At 50.6% G+C, this 19374-nt stretch carries 19 protein-coding genes; 8 read left to right on the top strand and 11 right to left on the bottom strand.

The annotated features are described in order from the left end of the window. Window positions 1-198 precede the first annotated feature (198 nt). Entirely contained in the window at window positions 199-1149 is a 951-nt protein-coding gene (locus tag ACJAZW_RS08730; protein WP_415157128.1) for a DMT family transporter, read from the top strand. Here ACJAZW_RS08730 and ACJAZW_RS08725 read toward each other — a convergent pair. The 4 genes from ACJAZW_RS08725 to ACJAZW_RS08710 form a co-directional block, all read right to left on the bottom strand. Next, window positions 1115-3535: a S8 family serine peptidase gene (locus tag ACJAZW_RS08725; protein ID WP_415157126.1), complete on the bottom strand. Its 2421-nt coding sequence runs from the start codon at window positions 3533-3535 to the stop codon at window positions 1115-1117. The two genes, ACJAZW_RS08730 and ACJAZW_RS08725, sit on opposite strands and share 35 nt — an antisense overlap. A gap of 38 nt (window positions 3536-3573) precedes the next feature. Continuing rightward, window positions 3574-5061 (bottom strand): carboxypeptidase M32, encoded by a 1488-nt coding sequence (locus tag ACJAZW_RS08720; RefSeq protein WP_415157124.1) that lies wholly within the window; start codon window positions 5059-5061, stop codon window positions 3574-3576. Between the two features lie 103 nt (window positions 5062-5164). Next, complete coding sequence (locus ACJAZW_RS08715) at window positions 5165-6364, bottom strand: multidrug effflux MFS transporter (RefSeq protein ID WP_415157159.1); 1200 nt, start codon at window positions 6362-6364, stop codon at window positions 5165-5167. 219 nt (window positions 6365-6583) lie between these two features. Further along, window positions 6584-7417: a universal stress protein gene (locus ACJAZW_RS08710; RefSeq protein ID WP_415157122.1), complete on the bottom strand. Its 834-nt coding sequence runs from the start codon at window positions 7415-7417 to the stop codon at window positions 6584-6586. A gap of 123 nt (window positions 7418-7540) precedes the next feature. On the opposite strand from ACJAZW_RS08710, the gene ACJAZW_RS08705 reads away from it, so the two are divergent. Next, window positions 7541-7933 carry a VOC family protein gene (locus ACJAZW_RS08705; protein WP_415157120.1) on the top strand — a complete coding sequence of 131 codons (393 nt, stop codon included), beginning with the start codon at window positions 7541-7543 and terminating at the stop codon, window positions 7931-7933. Then, on the top strand, window positions 7930-8454 hold the full coding sequence (locus ACJAZW_RS08700) for a methylated-DNA--[protein]-cysteine S-methyltransferase (protein WP_415157118.1): 525 nt from the start codon (window positions 7930-7932) through the stop codon (window positions 8452-8454). The genes ACJAZW_RS08705 and ACJAZW_RS08700 overlap by 4 nt, the downstream gene beginning before the upstream one ends. Here the strand turns inward: ACJAZW_RS08700 and ACJAZW_RS08695 are convergent. The 3 genes from ACJAZW_RS08695 to ACJAZW_RS08685 form a co-directional block, all read right to left on the bottom strand. Then, a complete protein-coding gene (locus ACJAZW_RS08695; protein WP_415157116.1) occupies window positions 8446-9195 on the bottom strand; it encodes a pyridoxine 5'-phosphate synthase in 750 nt (249 codons plus the stop codon). The two genes, ACJAZW_RS08700 and ACJAZW_RS08695, sit on opposite strands and share 9 nt — an antisense overlap. Before the next feature lie 363 nt (window positions 9196-9558). Beyond that, a complete protein-coding gene (ilvN, locus tag ACJAZW_RS08690; protein WP_415157114.1) occupies window positions 9559-10110 on the bottom strand; it encodes an acetolactate synthase small subunit in 552 nt (183 codons plus the stop codon). After that, on the bottom strand, window positions 10085-11842 hold the full coding sequence (locus ACJAZW_RS08685; RefSeq protein ID WP_415157112.1) for an acetolactate synthase 3 large subunit: 1758 nt from the start codon (window positions 11840-11842) through the stop codon (window positions 10085-10087). The genes ilvN and ACJAZW_RS08685 overlap by 26 nt, the downstream gene beginning before the upstream one ends. Before the next feature lie 368 nt (window positions 11843-12210). Between ACJAZW_RS08685 and ACJAZW_RS08680 the strand changes: the two genes are divergently transcribed. Genes ACJAZW_RS08680 through ACJAZW_RS08670 form a run of 3 tightly spaced genes read left to right on the top strand, consistent with a single transcriptional unit; the run spans window position 12211 to window position 14625 of the window. Continuing rightward, window positions 12211-13602: a dipeptidase gene (locus ACJAZW_RS08680; protein ID WP_415157157.1), complete on the top strand. Its 1392-nt coding sequence runs from the start codon at window positions 12211-12213 to the stop codon at window positions 13600-13602. Then, window positions 13599-14075 carry a YbaK/EbsC family protein gene (locus tag ACJAZW_RS08675; RefSeq protein ID WP_415157110.1) on the top strand — a complete coding sequence of 159 codons (477 nt, stop codon included), beginning with the start codon at window positions 13599-13601 and terminating at the stop codon, window positions 14073-14075. The genes ACJAZW_RS08680 and ACJAZW_RS08675 overlap by 4 nt, the downstream gene beginning before the upstream one ends. Window positions 14076-14100: 25 nt before the next feature. Next, window positions 14101-14625 (top strand): DUF4329 domain-containing protein, encoded by a 525-nt coding sequence (locus ACJAZW_RS08670; protein WP_415157108.1) that lies wholly within the window; start codon window positions 14101-14103, stop codon window positions 14623-14625. Here the strand turns inward: ACJAZW_RS08670 and miaA are convergent. Continuing rightward, window positions 14619-15515, bottom strand: a complete 897-nt coding sequence (miaA, locus tag ACJAZW_RS08665) for a tRNA (adenosine(37)-N6)-dimethylallyltransferase MiaA (protein WP_415157106.1) — start codon at window positions 15513-15515, stop codon at window positions 14619-14621. The genes ACJAZW_RS08670 and miaA overlap by 7 nt on opposite strands. 23 nt (window positions 15516-15538) lie before the next feature. Between miaA and serB the strand changes: the two genes are divergently transcribed. Next, a complete protein-coding gene (gene serB, locus ACJAZW_RS08660; protein WP_415157104.1) occupies window positions 15539-16414 on the top strand; it encodes a phosphoserine phosphatase SerB in 876 nt (291 codons plus the stop codon). Continuing rightward, entirely contained in the window at window positions 16411-16944 is a 534-nt protein-coding gene (locus tag ACJAZW_RS08655; protein WP_415157102.1) for a GNAT family N-acetyltransferase, read from the top strand. Before serB ends, ACJAZW_RS08655 begins: the two co-directional genes overlap by 4 nt. Here the strand turns inward: ACJAZW_RS08655 and ACJAZW_RS08650 are convergent, their stop codons facing one another. The 3 genes from ACJAZW_RS08650 to ACJAZW_RS08640 form a co-directional block, all read right to left on the bottom strand. Then, window positions 16945-18402 (bottom strand): Do family serine endopeptidase, encoded by a 1458-nt coding sequence (locus ACJAZW_RS08650; protein WP_415157100.1) that lies wholly within the window; start codon window positions 18400-18402, stop codon window positions 16945-16947. A gap of 47 nt (window positions 18403-18449) precedes the next feature. Then, window positions 18450-18638, bottom strand: coding sequence for a DUF2065 domain-containing protein (locus tag ACJAZW_RS08645; protein ID WP_415157098.1), 189 nt, complete (start codon window positions 18636-18638; stop codon window positions 18450-18452). 2 nt (window positions 18639-18640) lie between these two features. After that, on the bottom strand, window positions 18641-19374 hold a 734-nt coding region (locus tag ACJAZW_RS08640; protein ID WP_415157096.1), incomplete at its 5' end, for an SPFH domain-containing protein.

The following is a 19374-nucleotide window of genomic DNA, read 5'->3' as shown; positions in this document are numbered from 1 at the left end:
ATTGCCAACAGTTCAACAACATAGACCTTTGCGCGCATCGGTCAGCGCTTTTAAGATCAAGGTCACTTGCCCCAAGACCAAAGTTATTTTAACCTCAATAATACCTACAAACCACAATTCGCGAACAGACCCCTGTAAACGCTGGTCATCCAGTATCGGGCGCGGTCGTTCGTTTTTCAAACCAGGATAGCGCCCGATATGAGTGAACAAGCCACCTTTGCCCAACAGCATGCCAACCCCCGTTTGGGCATGATCATGATGATCTCAATGGCGTTGCTGCTGCCAATCATGGACACAATTGGAAAATATCTCACCGCCTTCCTGTCACCAGGCACCATCGCCCTATTCAGGTTTGTGGTTCAAACAGTCTTCTTCATGGCCATTTTGGGTGCGCGAAAGAAGCTGAGATTTCCGATACAACATTGGCGAACTCTTGCACTTTTGGGCGGGTTTATTTGCATGACAATGCTCACCTTGATGCTGGGGCTAAGTGTTCTGCCCGTTGCAACGTTCGTCGCGATCTTTTTTGTTGAACCGTTGATCCTGGTTTTCTTTTCGATAATTTTCCTTGGCGAAAAAGTCGGCTGGCGGCGCATCACAGCCTGCTGTGTGGGTCTTTTGGGCGCATTGATCATCATTCGACCGAATTACGCGTCCTTTGGCATGTACGCCATCATGCCAGTTTTTACCGCAATTTTCATGGCGGGATATTTTACCGTGACCAAGCAACTCCAAGGCAAGGTAGATGGCATCGCCGTCCAAGGCTGGGCAACTTTGATTGGCACTGGCTTTCTGGCAATCGCAATATCTGCCGGATCATTTGCCGGTCTTGAGGACTTACAATTCAGCTGGCCTCAGGCCTCCCATTGGGGATGGTTTATCCTCTCCGCCGCGATTGGTGTGCTCGCCTATACGTTAATCGCCGAAGCGTTTAAACGCGCACCAGCAAGCGTGTTAGCGCCGTTTCAATATATAGAAATTGTTGCCGCGACTATTCTCGGATATGTTGTGTTTGGCGATTTCCCAGACGCCCTCACCTGGCTCGGTATCGCAATAATCCTCAGCTCTGGCCTGTACGTGTTCTATCGAGAACAGCATGCGCAATCGCCAACGTCTAATAGTTCGATTGAAATCCCGCCATCACCCTAAAATCGCGATTTCCGGCCAAGTGCCCAGCATTAAAGCTATATTGCCCTGCAAGCGAATATGACAATGAATCGGAGGGTGCAAATACATATGTTGCACCAACGTCAATCTGACGGTTGTTGACACCAAGAGACGTGGCGAACTCATCGTATAAGATATCGCCGTTCGCTGTTCTGCCCACCGGCAGCGTCATGTTCATCGTGCCGGCGGAAAATGCCAACGGCGCAGAAACAGCAAGGGTGAGCGTATCGCGGCCAAGCAACACATCACTTGCGGTTATGCCAAATTCATAACCCGACAGTTGCGCGCCAGACATGCTGACAATCCCTTGCGCACCAAAACCATCGTCCAGCGCCCACGCATATTCGTAATTTGCAAACAATTGCACGCGTTCGCCAAGTGAACGCTTAAACCCAACTTCAGCCAACTGAAACAGGTTTTGCGTATCGTTTTCAAAGGCACCGCCACCTGTGATGCCCGCAAAACTATTCGCCTCAGAGAACAAGGTTGCGCCAAACCGCAACTCAGTTTCCGCATTGAATTGGTGCGATAACAAAGCACCAGCGCCAAAATTCACGTCCGTTTGATCCAGAACGCTATTCGACATAAATCCAAATGTACGCAGCACAGTTTCGCCGCCGATCGGCTGATCGGCAAATGCCATCGCCGTTTCGCCGTTTAGCCCAAGCAAACTATATGCGTCTTTAAAAACGTCGGGCCGAGAACGCTGCTCGTTTAGCGACAAAGGACCGTCAAACCCGCGTACGAATCCAAATTGTCCGATTTCATTCGGCGCATTTTCGTTCAGCCCGTCTGAAAATCCGACCCCAATAGCGGTCGCATTGCCAAACCCAACCGATGCACTCCAGCTTAAACTGGCAGCCCCCAATTCCCTATTGGTCAGCTTAGAAAACGCTTTGCGCGTCATGGCGTCCCCATCAGCGTCGGCCACCAAGTCACCCAATTTTATATCAAAGTTTCCGTTCAGATCATCGAATACCGCGATTTTGGTGTTGCGCAACTTCTCAGTCTGTTCGCCACCAAACGGAGTCGAAAGAACTAAACCGGATTGTTCAACGCCAATGCGTTCGGCCGTCGCAAGGTTTTCACCTTTAACAATCGAAACGGTGCCGATTGGGCGAAGCGCGGCCCCAACATCGGGGGTGCCATGTCCCCATTTGTCTGAATAATCATGCGCAAAAGCATTGGCAAACGTCTCGGTGCCGATAACCTCGCCCGCCGCAAAATAGCTATTGTCAGCCGAGGCCAGCAAGCGCTCTTTTAAGTTGACGGCACTCAAGGATGGGAATGCTTCTGCCAATAGCGCGATCATACCCGAGACCATTGGCGCGCCAAAAGATGTCCCCGAAATGGTGGGGTAGCCCCCCGAATATGGGGCAACGATAGATTGCGAGGGCAGCGACAAGCACTCTTTCGCCATAGCGCCACACGGTTCTGACGCCAAATATCGATTGGTGACGATATTTTGATTTTGGCCGTTCAGTCCAACATCATACTGAAAACTAATGACCTTCAACCATGCATCAGCAAGATCAGCGGACAATAACGGCAGCGAGCTCAACAGTTCGGATTTGCTGGCCCCCGCTGAATAGTTGAACTTGCCAGCCTGATTGTTAGATGCAGCAACCACCACAATGCCTGTCTGCCCAAACGAACGCGAAGCGCTTAAAAACTGATCCCAATTTGTCCAGCCAGACGCTGATTGAAGCGCTTGCTCAAGCGTTTGACCGCCATTGATAAATGCTTGCACTTCGTCCGTTGTGATTTCCTCACCCGAATAGATGCTGGTCGGTCCCCAAGAATTATTGACAACAATAGCCCCCGCCGCCTTTGCCGCCAAAAACTTGGTGGCAATTCCTGCCATGCCGCCATTCCAGTCCGCAAGGAAGAGGTTTGCAAGCGGCGCAACCCCATGCATCGGCGCTGCGGTACCCTGACTGCCTGCGGCCACTGAAGCCACGGCGGTTCCGTGGGTAGCGGTGTCCGGATTATCAAAGAAAGTTACAGTGCGGCCATTGGCACCCAGCAGCACATGTGTTCGCTCAAAACCATTATCAACAACCGCTATCGTTTGACCGCTACCTTTCAAACCCGCGGCGTGGGCGTAGTCTATGCCCATCAACGCATAGTTTTTCAGCTCAGCCGGGCGACCGATTATGCCATCAATTCCCTTGAATTGTGAATTATTGCGCACGGCATCAATTTGCGACTGTGTCGGCGTAACACCATACCCAGTATAAAAAACCGTTGTTGGCGCAGGTGGCAGCGGCGCGGGTGTGCCAGCAGGTTGCAGGTCGGAGCAGGCTGCAACGGCCAACAAGGAGCCAAGACCGAAAAAGATTTTCAAATATCTTGTATTGAAAGTCATTCAAATGGTCCTGCAAACAGCTTCAAAATATTGGTCTATTATTGCGATAAATATCTATCGCGCAAATGTTTCTTGAAGATTTCAACATCCAATGGCTTGCCCGTTGCCTGGGTGATCAATTCGGGCGTTGAGTGCAATGACGCCTTGTGGTGCACATTCTCACGCAACCAGACAAACACTGAGCTGAAGTCGCCTTTTTGCACATCATCTGCCCATGTTGGCACCTGCGTTTTCAACGTATCAAACAGCTGCGCTGCAATCATTGCGCCGATTGTATAAGTCGGGAAATAGCCAATTGCGCCACTTGGCCAATGAATATCCTGCATGCAACCATTGCCGACACCCTCAGGCGCAACGCCAATGGACTTCTTCATCTCATCGTTCCACGCAGCTTGCATATCTCTGATCAGCAAATCACCAGACAGCAGCGCTTTCTCTAGGCGATAACGCAGCATCACGTGCAACGGATAGGTCACTTCATCTGCATCCACCCGGATCATACCGCGCTCAACCTTGAGCAACGAGCGTTTGAAGTTTTCTGATTCCCACGTGTCGCCAGAAACGCCGAAAGCTTCTCGAACCACGGGCAAAGCATAATTCAAAAATTCGTCTGTCCGGCACAATTGCATATCAAGAAACAAAGATTGGCTTTCATGCATCGACATACCACGCGCCTGCCCTACTGGCTGTCCGCGCCACTGTTCGGGCAAACCAAGCTCATACATGGCGTGGCCGGTTTCGTGCAAAACCCCGTATAGGCTTTGGCTGAACGCATCGTCATTGTAGCGTGTGGTCAAACGCACATCGCCCGGCACCCCGCCGCAAAACGGGTGTGCTGACACATCAATCCGACCGTGATTGAAATCAAACCCCAGTGCCGTCATAAATCTGCGGCCAAGCTTTTCTTGCGCTGCAGTTGGGGTTTTACCTGCTAAAGGTTTGAATTGACGATGTTGGCCCTGATGCTCCAGCGCTTCGTTTAGGAAGTCGGGCAAAAATGACTGAAGTTCACCAAAATACTGATCGATTTGGGTTGAGCGCATACCCGGATCATATTCATCGAGCATTGCATCATATGGGTCCAACCCAAGCGCCTCGGATTTGGCAACAGATGCTTCACGCACCAGTTTAAGAACTGGCTCGAACGCTTTGGCAAAGGATTCAAAATCGTCTTTTGGACGTGCGGCTTGCCAAACATGGGTGCAATGCGAAGTGGCTTTGGTCAGTGCTGCCACCAAATCATTTGGCAACGCGTTGGCGTGCTGGTAGCTGCGTTCCATTTCACGCAAGTTCGCTGCATCCCAACCTTCAAGCTGCTCGCTTTTGGCTTCTTCCAGCAAGTCACTTAAAGCAATATCGGTTATTTTTTCGTGTGCAACACCTGCAAGGGCCGCCATTTGCTCACCCCGAACCCCTGCTGCACCATCTGGCATCATGGTTTCCGCATCCCAGCCCAGCATGGCGGACGCCCCCCGAATTGCAGAAATTTGGTTAAAACGATCAACGAGCTGACGATATGCAGACATACTATCCAACATTTTTTGATGAGACTGAAACGATATGAGGCTCGAATAGAACCGTTTGAAAATCAACTGTCAAATGCGATTTCGCATTCGCTGCAATTTTCGCCTATTCAGCTGCCGCAGGCTCACGTTTTTGGCGCAAACTAAACATTGTGATGGTCAGGCCAATCAATGCACTCACCGCAATTGATGCGACCATAGGCAGTGCGGTACCATCATATAGCGCACCAGAAACGGCCATAGCGATTGCAGCAACCATGAATTGCAGGGTGCCCATCATCGCCGATGCAGTTCCCGCATTTTTGCCGTGGCTTTCCAGCGCCAACACAGCTGTCACCGGGACCACAAGGCCCAAGAAACCGTAGCCAACAAACAAGAATGACGACATGACCGGCCATGCATTGAACCCAATCGCCATCACCACAAACATTGTGATCATCGTCGCCGAAAACCCAATGACGCCAAAGCGAATGAGCGGCAGCAGCCCAAACCGCCGAGACAAAGTACCATTGAGCTGAGACACTGCAAAAAATGAAACCGCATTGATGGAAAATGCAAAACTATACTGGGTGGGGTTCAGGCCATAGTGATCGATGAAGACAAACGACGAGTTGGCCAAAAACACCATAAAACTCGCCATGCCAAACGCGCCCACAAACGTCATCGCCAGGAAATGCCTATCTTTCAACACCTGCATATAACTCGCAAATATTGCACGAACATTGCCCGAACTTCGCGCAGATGGTGGGTGACTTTCTTCGAGGAAGAACAGCACCAAAAAGAACCCAAGAATACCAGCGATTGTGACGACCCAAAAGATTGTCCGCCAATCACCAAAGGCAACAATGCCCGAACCAACCAGTGGCGCCAAAATTGGAGAGATCGAAAATACGAGCATCAACAAGGACATAAGCTGCGCAGCCTCTGCACCTGTGTGCAAATCGCGCACCACCGCCCGCGCAATCACGCCGCCCGCACACGCGCCAACACCTTGGAAAAACCGCAGACCAATCAACCAATTTATATCCGTTGCCAGTGCACAACCAATGCCGCTGACAGCAAATAACAACATGCCAAAATATAAAGGTTTCTTGCGGCCAAAAATGTCTGAGATTGGGCCATAGATAAGCTGGCCGACGCCCAAAGCAATGAAAAATGTCATCAAACTTGCTTGCACAGCGGCAGTATCCGCCCCCAAATCCAGACCAATAGCTGGAAGCGCAGGCAGATACATATCAATAGCAAATGGTCCAATCGCGGTGATCAGTCCTAAAATCAGCGCATTCTTGAGCATTCTCGAATTTATCATTGCATCACCATCTGGCGCACCAGAACGGCGCTTAAAAGAAACAAATTTTTCAATAGGTGCTGCGCACCAACGATGCAGGACGGCGGGTAGATTGAGCCCGCATTGGTTTTGTATTGGTCCTACATTTATTTTACCCGTACCTGATTTTTCTGGTGATGCAAACAAAAAAGGGGCCAGCTTTCGCCGACCCCAAATAACTTCATCGTGATGAAACGATCAGTGCGCCATCAAAACGGGCACTTCCGCTTTGGTCAAAACATCGCGGGTAACGCCGCCCAATACCCATTCGCGAATACGGGAGTGACCATAGCCACCAATGACAAACATATTGGCGTTCGTGCGCTCAATCTCGTTTAACAATGCATCACCAGCATTGTCCCAACCCGCAATGTTGCGCAATTCCACATTCACACCGTGACGATCTAAATGCCGCGCCATATCTGCACCTGGTTCGATGCGCAACTCTTCGGTTGAATCGCCCTCGTGAACCATCGCCAACGTGACTTTGTTGGCCTTTTGCAGGAACGGAATAGCGTCTGCAACCGCACGTGCAGTTTCCCGCGAGTTACGCCACCCCACCACAATGTCGGTGAAGGGTTCTTTGGCTGGAATTGCCGGTGGCACAAACAGGCAAGCCCGACCTGAGCTAAACAGGATTTTTTCCAACAACTCTGGTTGCTCTGAATAGTGACCATATGGGCGCGTTGCAACAAACACATCTGCAACTCTGGCTTCGTCTGAAATAGCTGCGGCCATTTGTGAGCCAACCGTATCAATGCGACGCAGTTCGCAACGCACATCCAGTTTAGCGAATTTGTCTTTGAGTGCTTTCTCTGCTTTGTCGCCTTGCTGATCTGCTTGAGCTTGCAGTTCTGCCGCTACTTTTCCGGCCGAAAAGACCCCATCACCAGCGCTCACCACATCAGGGATTTCGATACAAAGCAGCCCCATAAGCAGCGCTTCATGTTGTGCGGCAATCGGCACCGCATATGAAAGTCGAATATCGTCTTCTTTGCTGCCGTCTAAATATACCAAGATGTCTTTGATCATGCCAGTCTCTCCAAAAAAAGGTAAACCCAACTTGCCCGTCCCACATGATCTTGCATAATTGTCGTACGCGCCGCGTTGATCTAAATCAGCATGTTAAATAGATTGGAGGCTGAGGAGAGTTTCATGGAAAAAGTAACCGGAATTGGCGGCATATTCTTTCGCGCGAAAGACCCTGAAATGCTGGCAAAATGGTATGAAAACAATTTGGGGATTGACCAAATGCCCGACGATTACGGCATTTTGGGTTGGCGTCCTAAAGGCGGTCCGACGCTTTTTCTGCCGTTTGATCACACAATGGAAGACTTTAAAACCATACCCAACCAGAATTTCATGCTCAATTTCCGCGTGAATGACCTCAGCGCGATGGTCATACAGCTGCGCAAAGCTGGAATCGAGGTGAGTGTTGGGGCCGAAAAGGAGCCAAACGGCTATTTTGCCCAGCTTCATGACCCAGAAGGCAATTGCATTGAATTGTGGGAACCTTTGGGTGTCGAGAAAGACGCACAAGAACTGTGAGCGCCAAATCCAAAGACCGCATGCCCGATTTGCTTTACGCAACCATGGAGAGCCCCCTTGGCACCATCATGTTCGCAGGCGATGGAACTCACCTGAACTATTTGGACATTCCGCTACACGGACAAGCCCCTACCCCACAACCAAGCTGGAGAAACGATCAGAACCGCTTTGCCAACGAAATTGCGCAGCTGACCGAGTATTTCAGCGGCTTGCGCTCGACATTCGATATTCAAATGAATTTTATTGGCAGCGAGTTTAATCAGCGCGTATGGACTGAGCTCACCAAAATCCCTTATGGCGACGTTATCACCTATGGCGAATTGGCACGGCGCATTGGGCAACCCGAAGGCGCGCAAGCGGTTGGCAATGCCAATGGGCAAAACCCCATCCCAATCATTGTGCCATGTCACAGGGTGATCGCCGCCAAAAACAATATTGGCGGCTTCACTGGTGGTGTGGAAAAGAAGCAGTTCTTGCTACAGCTCGAGAAAGCGAAAAACGTTCAGTTCAACCTATTCTGAAACCGGATTGCCCAACGCTATCTGATAGCGGCGCACCGCCTCTGCAAAGCCCATCAGCAACGCATCAGCGGTTATGCCGTGGCCAATGGAAACTTCAGCGACATTTGGCACGTTCTCCATAAACGCGGGCAAATTCTCTAGCGTTAGGTCATGCCCCGCATTGATCACCAACCCAGCGGCCTTTGCCGCCCGCGCGGTTACTTGCATACGTTGCAAATGATGATCGCCCTCTGGTGTGCCAAAGCTGCCGCCAAACGGACCCGTATAAATCTCAATCCGATCCGCCCCAATTTCCGCAGCATCTGGCGGAATGTTAGGGTCTTCATCCACAAACAGAGATACACGAATTCCCGCGTCCCGCATCCGACGAATAGGTTGCGCCAAAATATTATGGGAGCCTTTGATGTCCCACCCATGGTCAGACGTTGCTTGATTTGGATCGTCTGGCACAAACGTCACTTGTTGCGGTTTGTTTTCCAAAACCAATTCAACAAAACCATCATCAGGATAGCCTTCAATATTGAATTCTTTATCTGGATATTCATCGCGCAATAAAGCCGCCAGATCATAAACATCGGACCGTCGAATATGGCGTTCGTCAGGCCGTGGGTGCACCGTCACGCCGTTAGCGCCAGCGTCCAGCACCACGCGTGCCATGCCCACAACACTTGGCCATGGCAAATCACGCTGATTGCGCAGCAATGCGACTTTGTTCAAATTGACAGAGAGTGCGGTCATCATATCTCCCCACACTTACAAGGAATAACTATTGGAATCGTTAGGGCAATTCGGATGAACTGGCAACCGCGCAACCCAAATTCTACGACGAAGGGATGACAAATTCTTGCCACAAGCTGCCAAGGAGATTATTCAAAATCATCACCACCCAGCGTTCGCGAGATCAAATGGGCAAATTGGAAAAGTCATTCGCGGCCTATACCTCAGGCTCACTGATAATCAATTGCTTGACCTGATAGAACCTCAAGCTGTGGTGCATGTGCTAAAAGACCGTCAGGAAACGCTTTGGATAAAAGTGGAAGCCGTAGCCTGAAACAAAAAAGGCGACCAAACGGCCGCCCATTTTTCTTTGATTAAATGCGCAGGCTACATGCCCTCTTTACCGCGCGAAATTGCGGTCAACCCGGTGCGCACAACCTCAACAAGTCCAAGCGGTTGCATCAGCGCGATGAACTGCTCAACTTTGTTGGGGCGGCCGGTGATTTCGAACACAAAACTGTCGATGGATGCATCAACAACATTGGCGCGAAACGCTTCTGCAAGGCGCAACGTTTCGACCCGGTTCTCGCCTTTGCCTGCAACTTTGACCAGTGCCAATTCGCGCTCGAGCGCTTTGCCTTCGGCGGTCAAATCATGCACCCGATGCACCGGCACCAATCGCTCTAGCTGCAACTTGATTTGCAGCAGCACTTTTGGTGTGGCCACGGTTACAATGGTGATCCGCGAACGGTGTTTATCATGTTCAGTCTCAGAAACCGTGAGGCTGTCAATGTTGAACCCGCGGGCTGAAAACAGGCCAACGACACGGGCCAAAACGCCCGGTTCGTTATCGACAAGCACGGTCAGTGTGTGGCGCTCAACCAGTTGATTGCGCTCTATATCCCAGCTTGGTTTAAACAAGGACCTTCCCCTTTTCATCAATAATGTTGCCGATATCTGCCGTGTCCGGCAAAATCATTTCATTATGGGCCTTGCCCGATGGGATCATCGGCAAGCAGTTTTCGTCTTTGGTCACCATGCAATCAAACAAAACCGGCTTGTCGCTATCAATCATTTGCATGATTTTTTCGTCTAGTTCCGCTGGGTCGTCACAACGAATACCAACCCCGCCAAAAGCTTCCGCCATCTTGACAAAATCCGGCAAGCTTTCTGAATATGAGCTTGAATATCGGCCGCCATGCAACAGCTCCTGCCACTGCCGCACCATGCCCATGCGCTCGTTGTTCAAGATGAAAATCTTGATCGGCAATCCATATTGAACCGCCGTCGACATTTCCTGCATCGTCATCTGCACACTGGCTTCACCAGCAATATCGATCACCAAAGCATTGGGGTGCGCAACTTGCACACCAACCGCTGCGGGCAACCCATATCCCATGGTGCCAAGCCCGCCAGAAGTCATCCAACGATTGGGTTCATTAAAATGAAAATGCTGGGCCGCCCACATCTGGTGCTGGCCAACTTCAGTGGTAATGTAAACATCACGTTCTTTGGTCAGCTCATACAAACGTTCAATCGCATGCTGAGGCTTAATCACCGTGTCGGACTTGATGTAGTTCAACGATTTGACTTCGCGCCAGCCGCTAATTTCTTTCCACCAGCCCGATAGGGCTTCTGTGCGCGGTGCATTTGTACGCGACCGCCAAAGGCGAACCATTTCTTCAAGTACAAGTCCACAATCACCGACAATTGGCAGATCAACCGCGATGTTTTTATTGATCGAAGAGGGATCAATATCGATGTGGATCTTCTTCGAATTTGGCGAAAACCCATCAAGACGACCCGTTATCCGATCATCAAATCGCGCGCCAACGCAGATCATCAAATCACAATCATGCATCGCCATATTGGCTTCATAGGTGCCGTGCATCCCGAGCATGCCAAGCCACTGATCTGATGACGCTGGAAACGCGCCCAAACCCATCAAAGTTGAGGTAACCGGGAAACCGGTCAGTTCAGCAATCTCGCGCAATTCTTTGGATGCTTCAGGCCCCGAATTGATCACCCCGCCGCCCGTATAAAGAATGGGCTTTTGTGCTTTCAGCATCAAATCAACAGCCATCTTTATCGCTGTAAGATCACCTTCGGTTTGCGGCTTATAAGTTGGGTGCGAGCCGTTATTCGGCTTTGCGTAGCTGCCCAGCGCAAATTGAACGTCCTTTGGAATGTCGATCACAACCGGGCCGGGACGGCCGCTGGTCGCGATATAGAACGCTTCGTGCATAACCCGAGGCAGATCTTCAACCGACTTCACCAAATAATTGTGCTTGGTACAATTGCGGGTAATGCCAACCGTGTCGCACTCTTGGAAAGCGTCCGAACCAATCAAAGGCGTTGGCACCTGCCCCGTAATACAAACCATTGGAATAGAATCTAGCAGCGCATCGGTGAGACCTGTCACCGCATTTGTTGCCCCTGGACCAGATGTCACGAGCACGACGCCACATTTTCCGGTGGACCGCGCATAACCTTCTGCTGCGTGGGTTGCACCTTGTTCGTGCCGCACCAGAATGTGTTGAACTTTGTCTTGCTGGAAAATTGCATCGTAAATCGGCAAGACAGCGCCGCCGGGATAGCCGAATATATGTTCGACATCCTGATCGACTAGCGCTTGAATGACCATTTCTGCACCGGTCATTTGCTGAGCCATCTTTCTCTCTTCTCCTCAATTGCCGTACCCAAGGTTACCTTAGACACGAACAAGCCATAAAAAAAGGCCCCATTTGGGACCTAGACATGCACCGACACTCGCAAACTTCCTTAGATGTTTGCGCCGCCGGTGCCACTAATCACGAGTACGAGAACGGTCCGCATGGGACTCCCTTACAAAATTCACTTGTTGGGCAACATTGGTAAGGGGCCAATTTTTATCGGTCAAGCCCCAAAATGCCCCAAATCCGTTCGGCAAGTCGTTTTTACTTGACTGGTCCAACCAAATTTGAAAGCACATATGGCAAATGTAACCTCCCTCTTCTGACCGACCAAATGGTCAAAAAAATACCGGAACAATTTATGACGTTGAATAATCTTGCTGCTGTCACAAGCTACATTGATGATAATTTTGATCACTCGGTTGATCGGCTTATCGAATGGCTCAAAATTCCTTCTGTCAGCACAGATTCTCAGTTTGATGCAGAAGTGTTACGCGCCGCCAATTGGATGGGCGACCAGCTTTCAAACCTTGGCTTTAACGTCAAAATGATCAAAACCGCTGGCCACCCTGTTTTGTATGCCGAGCGCAAATCCAAAACCGTTGATGCACCCACTGCCCTATATTATGGACACTATGATGTGCAGCCGGGCGATCCATTTGAATTGTGGGATACAGCCCCATTTGAACCTGTGATTAAAGACAGCAAATATGGCAAGAAAATCGTTGCGCGTGGCGCGCAAGACGACAAAGGCCAAGTGATGACGTTCATCGAAGCGTTTCGCGCTTGGATAGAAGTCGCTGGTGATTTGCCCTGCAATGTCAAAATCATGCTCGAGGGCGAAGAAGAAACCGGCAGCCCAAGTTTGGCTGGGTTCCTCGCAGCCAACAAAGACCTTTTGAAAGCTGATTTCTGTGTGGTTTGCGACACCGGCATGTGGGACATTGATACCCCGGCGATCACCTATTCGCTTCGCGGTTTGGTTGACGCGACCATTTCTATCACTGGGCCCAACCGTGATTTGCACTCCGGCATGTATGGTGGTGCAGTGGTCAACCCGTTACATGCATTGTCATCCATTGTTGCACAATTGCACGATCAGAACGGCAAAGTGCAAATCGCCGACTTTTACGACGGTGTGCCAGAAATTGGTGCAGAGGAACGCGCCGAACTTGCAGCCCTTAATCATGACGACGAAGGATTTTTCGGCGAAATCGGCTTATCGGGCGCCGCGGGCGAGCCTGAATTTTCAACCCTTGAAAAACTTTGGGCCCGACCAACCTGCGATATAAATGGCATGTGGGGTGGCTATATCGGCGAGGGCCATAAAACGGTTATCGCGTCGCAGGCAAGCCTGAAATTGTCCTGCCGCTTGGTGGGCGATCAAGACCCTCACGCGATTTTGAAAAACCTTGAAGCGTTCTTCAATGAACGTTTGCCAAAAGACTTCACCATGACGCTCAAAAACCATGGCACTGGCGTCGCAGCAAAATTGCCCGTCGATAGCCCATATTTGCAAGCCGCCAAGGCGGGCTTGGACCAGGTGTTTGATAATCCGACCAAATTGATCGGCATGGGTGGCTCAATCCCCGCTGTTGGACAAATCAAAGAAACCCTTGGTTTGGAAAGCATCATGGTTGGCTTTGGTCTGTCCGATGACAATATCCACTCGCCAAACGAAAAATACGAATTGACGTGCCTGCAACGCGGCATACGCTCCCATGCAGCAATTCTAGCAAAGCTAGCCGAGGTTAAGTGAGCGAGCTAACCGCATCTGAGCAGCGCGTGAACGACGTTTTGCGCCGCTCAAATTCAAACGCAGAAATCGTCAAGCTTGATGAGTTGGCCCACACTGCTCAACAAGCTGCCGATGCGCTTGGGATCGACGTTGCGCAAATCGTTAAATCGCTGGTGTTCAGAGGTTCTGACACGGGCAACGCGTATCTGTTGCTGGTTTCTGGTGCCAACCGGGTGCATGAGCGGCGCGTTGGCCGCCAAATTGGCGAAAAACTGAGCCGTGCTGATGCAGATTTTGTGCGCGAACAAACCGGCTTTGCCATTGGCGGCGTTTCCCCGCTCGGTGCTATTGGTGACATCAAAATATTTCTCGATGAGAGCCTATTGGTACTGGATGACATATGGGCCGCAGCCGGTCATCCCCGTTCCGTGTTCAAAACAAATGCTGTGGAACTGATTTCATTAACTGGCGCAACATCAATCAACGTGCTTTAATTCCCTTCAAATGATTGGAGATAATATGCGTTTAGCCTTGGCAATTGCCCTCTCAATGACAACCTCAAGCGCCTTCGCGCAACCCATCACGCAGAACTATCTCGCGAACTTTTTTGGCCCCATTCAAGAACTATCCATCGCCAACAAGCGCGAATATTGCGGGTATTTTGGCCTAAATGAAGACGGCGAACTGATCGCTACGAAACCAAAACGCGGCCGAGAAGACAGTTGTTTAGCCGATGAGCCGAGCGACGAGATGGTTGAGATCCTAGCATCGTACCACACCCACGGTGCATTCGATTACGACGCCGATGCAGAAACACCATCCTCGGACGATCTTGCAGCGGATGTCGATGAAGAAGTGGACGGTTATGTGGCAACGCCCGGCGGTCGCATTTGGAAGAATGATGTCGACAAAGAAATGGCGATCTTGATGTGCGGCCGCAACTGCACGGTGTCGGACCCCGATTATGACAACCAGGCGTTCCCGCCCGTCAATGGCAGCTACACGCTTGACGGACTGTACGAACGAGACGAAGCAGATTATTGATCGCGACTTGCTAGCGGATCAATCCAAGTCCAATCCTGCATCCGATTGCGAAACCACGTGCGTTGCCGCTTGGCATATTGATGGGTGGCGATGATTGATTTTTCGGTTGCCTCATCCAAAGTCATTTCATTTCTCAGATAGGCAGAAATTTCCGGCACCCCGATCGCGCGCATGGCTGGCAAACTAGCATCCAGCTCTAGCGCATTGATCGCTTCAACTTCCTCGATTCCTCCTGCTCTCATCATCAGATTGAACCGTTGTGCAATGCGGGTCCGCAGCACATCCCGCTCTGGGTTGAGCACAATTTTTTCAATTTCAAAGTCCGCCAAAATAGATGGTTCATTGGGCTCATCCTGCCAGGTCGCTAACGATTTACCTGTAGCTTGTTTGACAGAAAGTGCCCGCACCACCCGTTGCGGATCAGGCGCTTGCAGGCGGTTCGCCATCTCAGGGTCAATTTGGGCTAACAATTCGGCCCGTCCATCCGCATCTAGCGGTTGAATCATTGCTTCAACTTGTTGAATCACTGCTTGAGGAACCTCGGGTATCTGCGCGAATCCATTGATCAGCACATCAAAGTAAAGCCCTGTACCGCCAACGAAAATCAGCTTTTCGTAATTTGCGCCCTCGCCTTGAATCAAGGCTTGAACGTCGCGCAACCACGCACCAGTTGAATACCGGATCGTCGGGGCCACATGACCATACAATCGATGCGGCGCTTGGGCTAATTCTTCGCTATTTGGTCGTGCGGAGAGTATGTTGAGCACATCATAGACTTGCATTGAGTCGGTGTTGATGATCAACGACTTCGCACCAGCCGAACGGGCAATCGCCAGCGCTGTCTTGCCGCTCGCGGTCGGACCCGCTATCAACAATGCACGCTGCACCATTTTGTTTTCCTTAAAGGACTGACATGCCAATTCTTGTACTCACCACCAACCCAGCAAATCCAAAGCTTGAACTAGAATTGGTTCGCGCCATACATGCTGAAATCGGCGGCAGCGTCAACTGGCTGCACCAATCAATCGCGATTGAATTTATCAATCCAAAGGCCGCTGACCCATTGCAAATTGCAAGAGCCATCATTGGCGACACCAAAGTTGATGCCAATTTGGTGCCCAATGAAAAGCGTCGAAAAAAACTGCTGATCGCTGATATGGATTCAACCATGATCAACGAAGAATGCATCGATGAACTCGGGGCCGCCTTGGGCATCAAGGACCAAATTGCCGACATTACAGCGCGCGCTATGCGCGGCGAATTGGACTTTGAAGAAGCCTTGGACGAACGTGTTGGATTGCTCAAAGGCTTGCCGCTCGACAAGGTCAAAGAAGTGCGTCGCGAGCAAATCACCTACGCAGCAGGCGGTCGTGTGTTGGTGCAAACTATGAAGGCCTATGGCGCATATACGGCCCTCGTGTCCGGCGGCTTTACACTGTTCGCTGACTATTTTGGCAAACGCATCGGCTTCGATGAAGCAACGGCAAATGTGCTTGAATTTGAAGACGACAAACTGACCGGAACTGTCTCTCGCCCAATTGTCGACAAAGACACCAAGCTGCAAAAACTCAAGTCACTCGCCGCCGAAAAAGGTTTGCACCTTTCGGACACAATGGCAATTGGCGACGGCGCAAACGACTTGATGATGATCAAAGCGGCAGGCATGGGCGTCGCCATTCACGCAAAGCCCATTGTTGCCGAACAGGCACAATATCAATTCAATCATTGTGACCTAAGTGCTTTGCTGTATTTACAAGGCTTCGAGGAAGCCGATTTAGTGCGCCAATGATTAAAACTGAACGCCTGATCCTGCGCCCATTTAGGGACGACGACACCGACACTTTTGCAGACTTTACCGCTGATCCTGACGTCATGCGGTTTTATCCCAGTGTGCGAACACGCGAACAAGCTGAATTGTGGATGACCAACTGCAATGAACGTCTACAGAAAAACGGTTTCCACATGATGGCCGTTGAACGCAAAGCGGATGGCGTCTTGCTCGGCCTAGCGGGTTGCGGCCGTTTTCAATTTGAAGTGCCAGGCAAAAGCGACGTAGAAGCTGGCTGGCTGCTCGGCAAACAATATTGGGGACGTGGCTACGCAAGAGAAGCTGCGAGCGCTGCGATCACTCATACGTTCAAAAACTTCGATGTCCCCGAAATCGTCGCCATCACTTACCGCAATAATTGGCCGTCGCGCAAAGTGATGGAAAAACTTGGGTTCATGCACAACCCATTGCGCGACTTTGATCACCCAAAATTGCCAAGGGACAGCAAGGTGCTGCCCCATGTGCTTTATTCATTGCGCAACCCGGCCTAACTATTTATTCAACCGTATCGCGACGAAACGGCGTGAACCAGAAGGATCAACAATTTTCAACAAAATGACCTCACGGCCCGATTCCGCCGCCGTGCCAACAATTGTTTCTACATCTTTGGCAGAGAAAACTTCCTGTTGATTGACTTCCATAACCGTGTGTCCCACACGCACCCCTTTGTCATCCGCATCGGAACCAGCTTCGACTTCGGTAACCACGACCCCGTCAACATCCTTTAATATTGCAAATTCCTCACGAATCTCGCTGGTCAATGCGGAGACGGTCAGACCGAGCATAGAATCTGTGTCTGCTGGAATTTCTTCGGGTGGAAGTTCTTCAACCGCAGCAAACTGATCGGCTGGTTCAAGCCGACCAAGCGTAATATTCAAATCAACATTCTCGCCCCGGCGTAACACGCCAACAATGACCTCTTTGCCAACGCCTGTTTCTGCCACAATACGCGGCAAATCCCGCATCTTGGTAATGGGTTTGCCATCAAAAGTCAGAATCAAGTCGCCTTCTTCAATTGTCCCGTCACTGGGCGCACCAGGCACCACTGTTGAAACGAGCGCCCCTGCATTGTCTTTTCGACCAAGGCTAGCGGCAATATCTTCGCTGACTTCTTGTATTTCAACACCCAGCCAGCCGCGACGCGTTTCCCCAAACTCAATCAGCTGATTGATCACCGGTTTTGCCAGATTGATCGGAATTGAAAACCCGATCCCCAACGACCCGCCCGATTGCGAAATGATCGCCGTATTAATGCCAATCACATTGCCGTCCATATCAAATAACGGACCACCAGAATTCCCTTGGTTGATCGCTGCATCTGTTTGAATGAAATTATCATAAGGGCCGGAGCGAATATCCCGATTACGCGCAGAAATAATGCCAGCGCTCAAACTACCGCCAAGGCCAAACGGATTACCAATTGCCACCACCCAGTCGCCAATCAGCGCACTGTCAGAATCGCCCATTTTTACATAGTTCAGCTCGCGGTCCACATTGACGCGAAGCACCGCAAGGTCTGTTTTTTCATCTGCGCCCACCACGCGCGCCTCAACGCGGGTGCCGTCTGTGAACGCAACAAAAATCTGGTTTGCGCCCTTAATGACATGAAAATTCGTAACAATCGTGCCGTCTGGATCAATCACAAAGCCAGACCCAAGCGAACGGCTCTCAATAGGCTCGTCAGGTTCGGGGGGCTGTTCAGGTTGCAACTTGTCGAAAAACTCTCGCAATGGAGAATTTTCTGGCACATTTGGTAATGAAAATCCGCGACCACTTGAGCTAATTACATAAGTGGTTGAGATATTGACCACCGCGCCTTGCAGCTCCGCTGCTAACGGGGCGAAAGAAACCGGGCCACGCGCAAACGTGGCAACCGCACTTGCCAAGAGCAGCACCAGCGCCAATGTGATGCGCAAACACGCGCTCATTCGCGTCTTTAAAACCGGCATTGTTTCCTCCTCAACCGCACCGCCATTATGGGACCTTTATGATCCTCTCATCCTTGGCGGAGCCAAAACAATATAATAAGGCCAATTGTTGCCGTTGTAATCCCGATCACGCGGATTTGTGCATCAGGCGACAGCAAAACTGACGCAATCATCTTCTTCATAAAAACGGGAAAGGCTGCATAAAGCAGCCCTTCCACAACCAACGCCAATGCGAGTGCTACAAATAAATCTTGCATCACTACTCGGTCGGCACACGTCTTGTATCAGATTGGAAATACTGGAAGAATTCCGAATCTGGTGACAGAACCATAGTCGTCCCATCGCTTTGTAATGCAGCACGATAAGATTGCATTGAACGGTAGAACTCAAAGAATTCAGCGTCTTTGCCAAATGCTTGCGCAAAAATATTGTTCCGCTCGCCTTCACCTTCACCGCGCAAGATGTCTGAATCTCGCTGAGCAGTCGCCACAAGCTCAACCGCTTGACGGTTTGCCTGCGCACGCAATGTTTGCGCCAATTCTTGACCACGAGCCCGCAAACGAGCAGCCTCAGCCAAACGTTCCGCTTTCATTCGCTCATAAGTTTGTTGTGACACTTGTGCAGTCAAATCCGTCCGCGTCACGCGCACATCAACAACAGCCAAACCAATACTCGACAAAGCAGGTTCAACTTGATCTCGCACTTCCCGCATCATGTCTGAGCGTTGCTCAGAAAGCGCTGCATTAAAGTCACGCAAGCCGTAAACGTCACGAAGGGCGTTCTCAAGCGCTGTATCAATACGATCTTCAGCAGTTGAAATTCGGCCAAACACAGATTCACGGAAGCGAACTGGATCAACGATTTTATAAGTTAGGAAAGCATCAACAACGTAGAACTTTCCGCCTTTAACCTGAACCCGAAGGTCGTCAAGTTCAAAACGAATGACGCGGTCATCAATAATTTGCACTGTTTCAACGAAATCCGTTGGGATTT

Origin of the sequence: Maritalea sp. (assembly GCF_047634455.1) — a bacterium.
Lineage (GTDB): Bacteria > Pseudomonadota > Alphaproteobacteria > Rhizobiales > Devosiaceae > Maritalea.
This window is presented reverse-complemented; position numbering and strand designations above follow the sequence as displayed.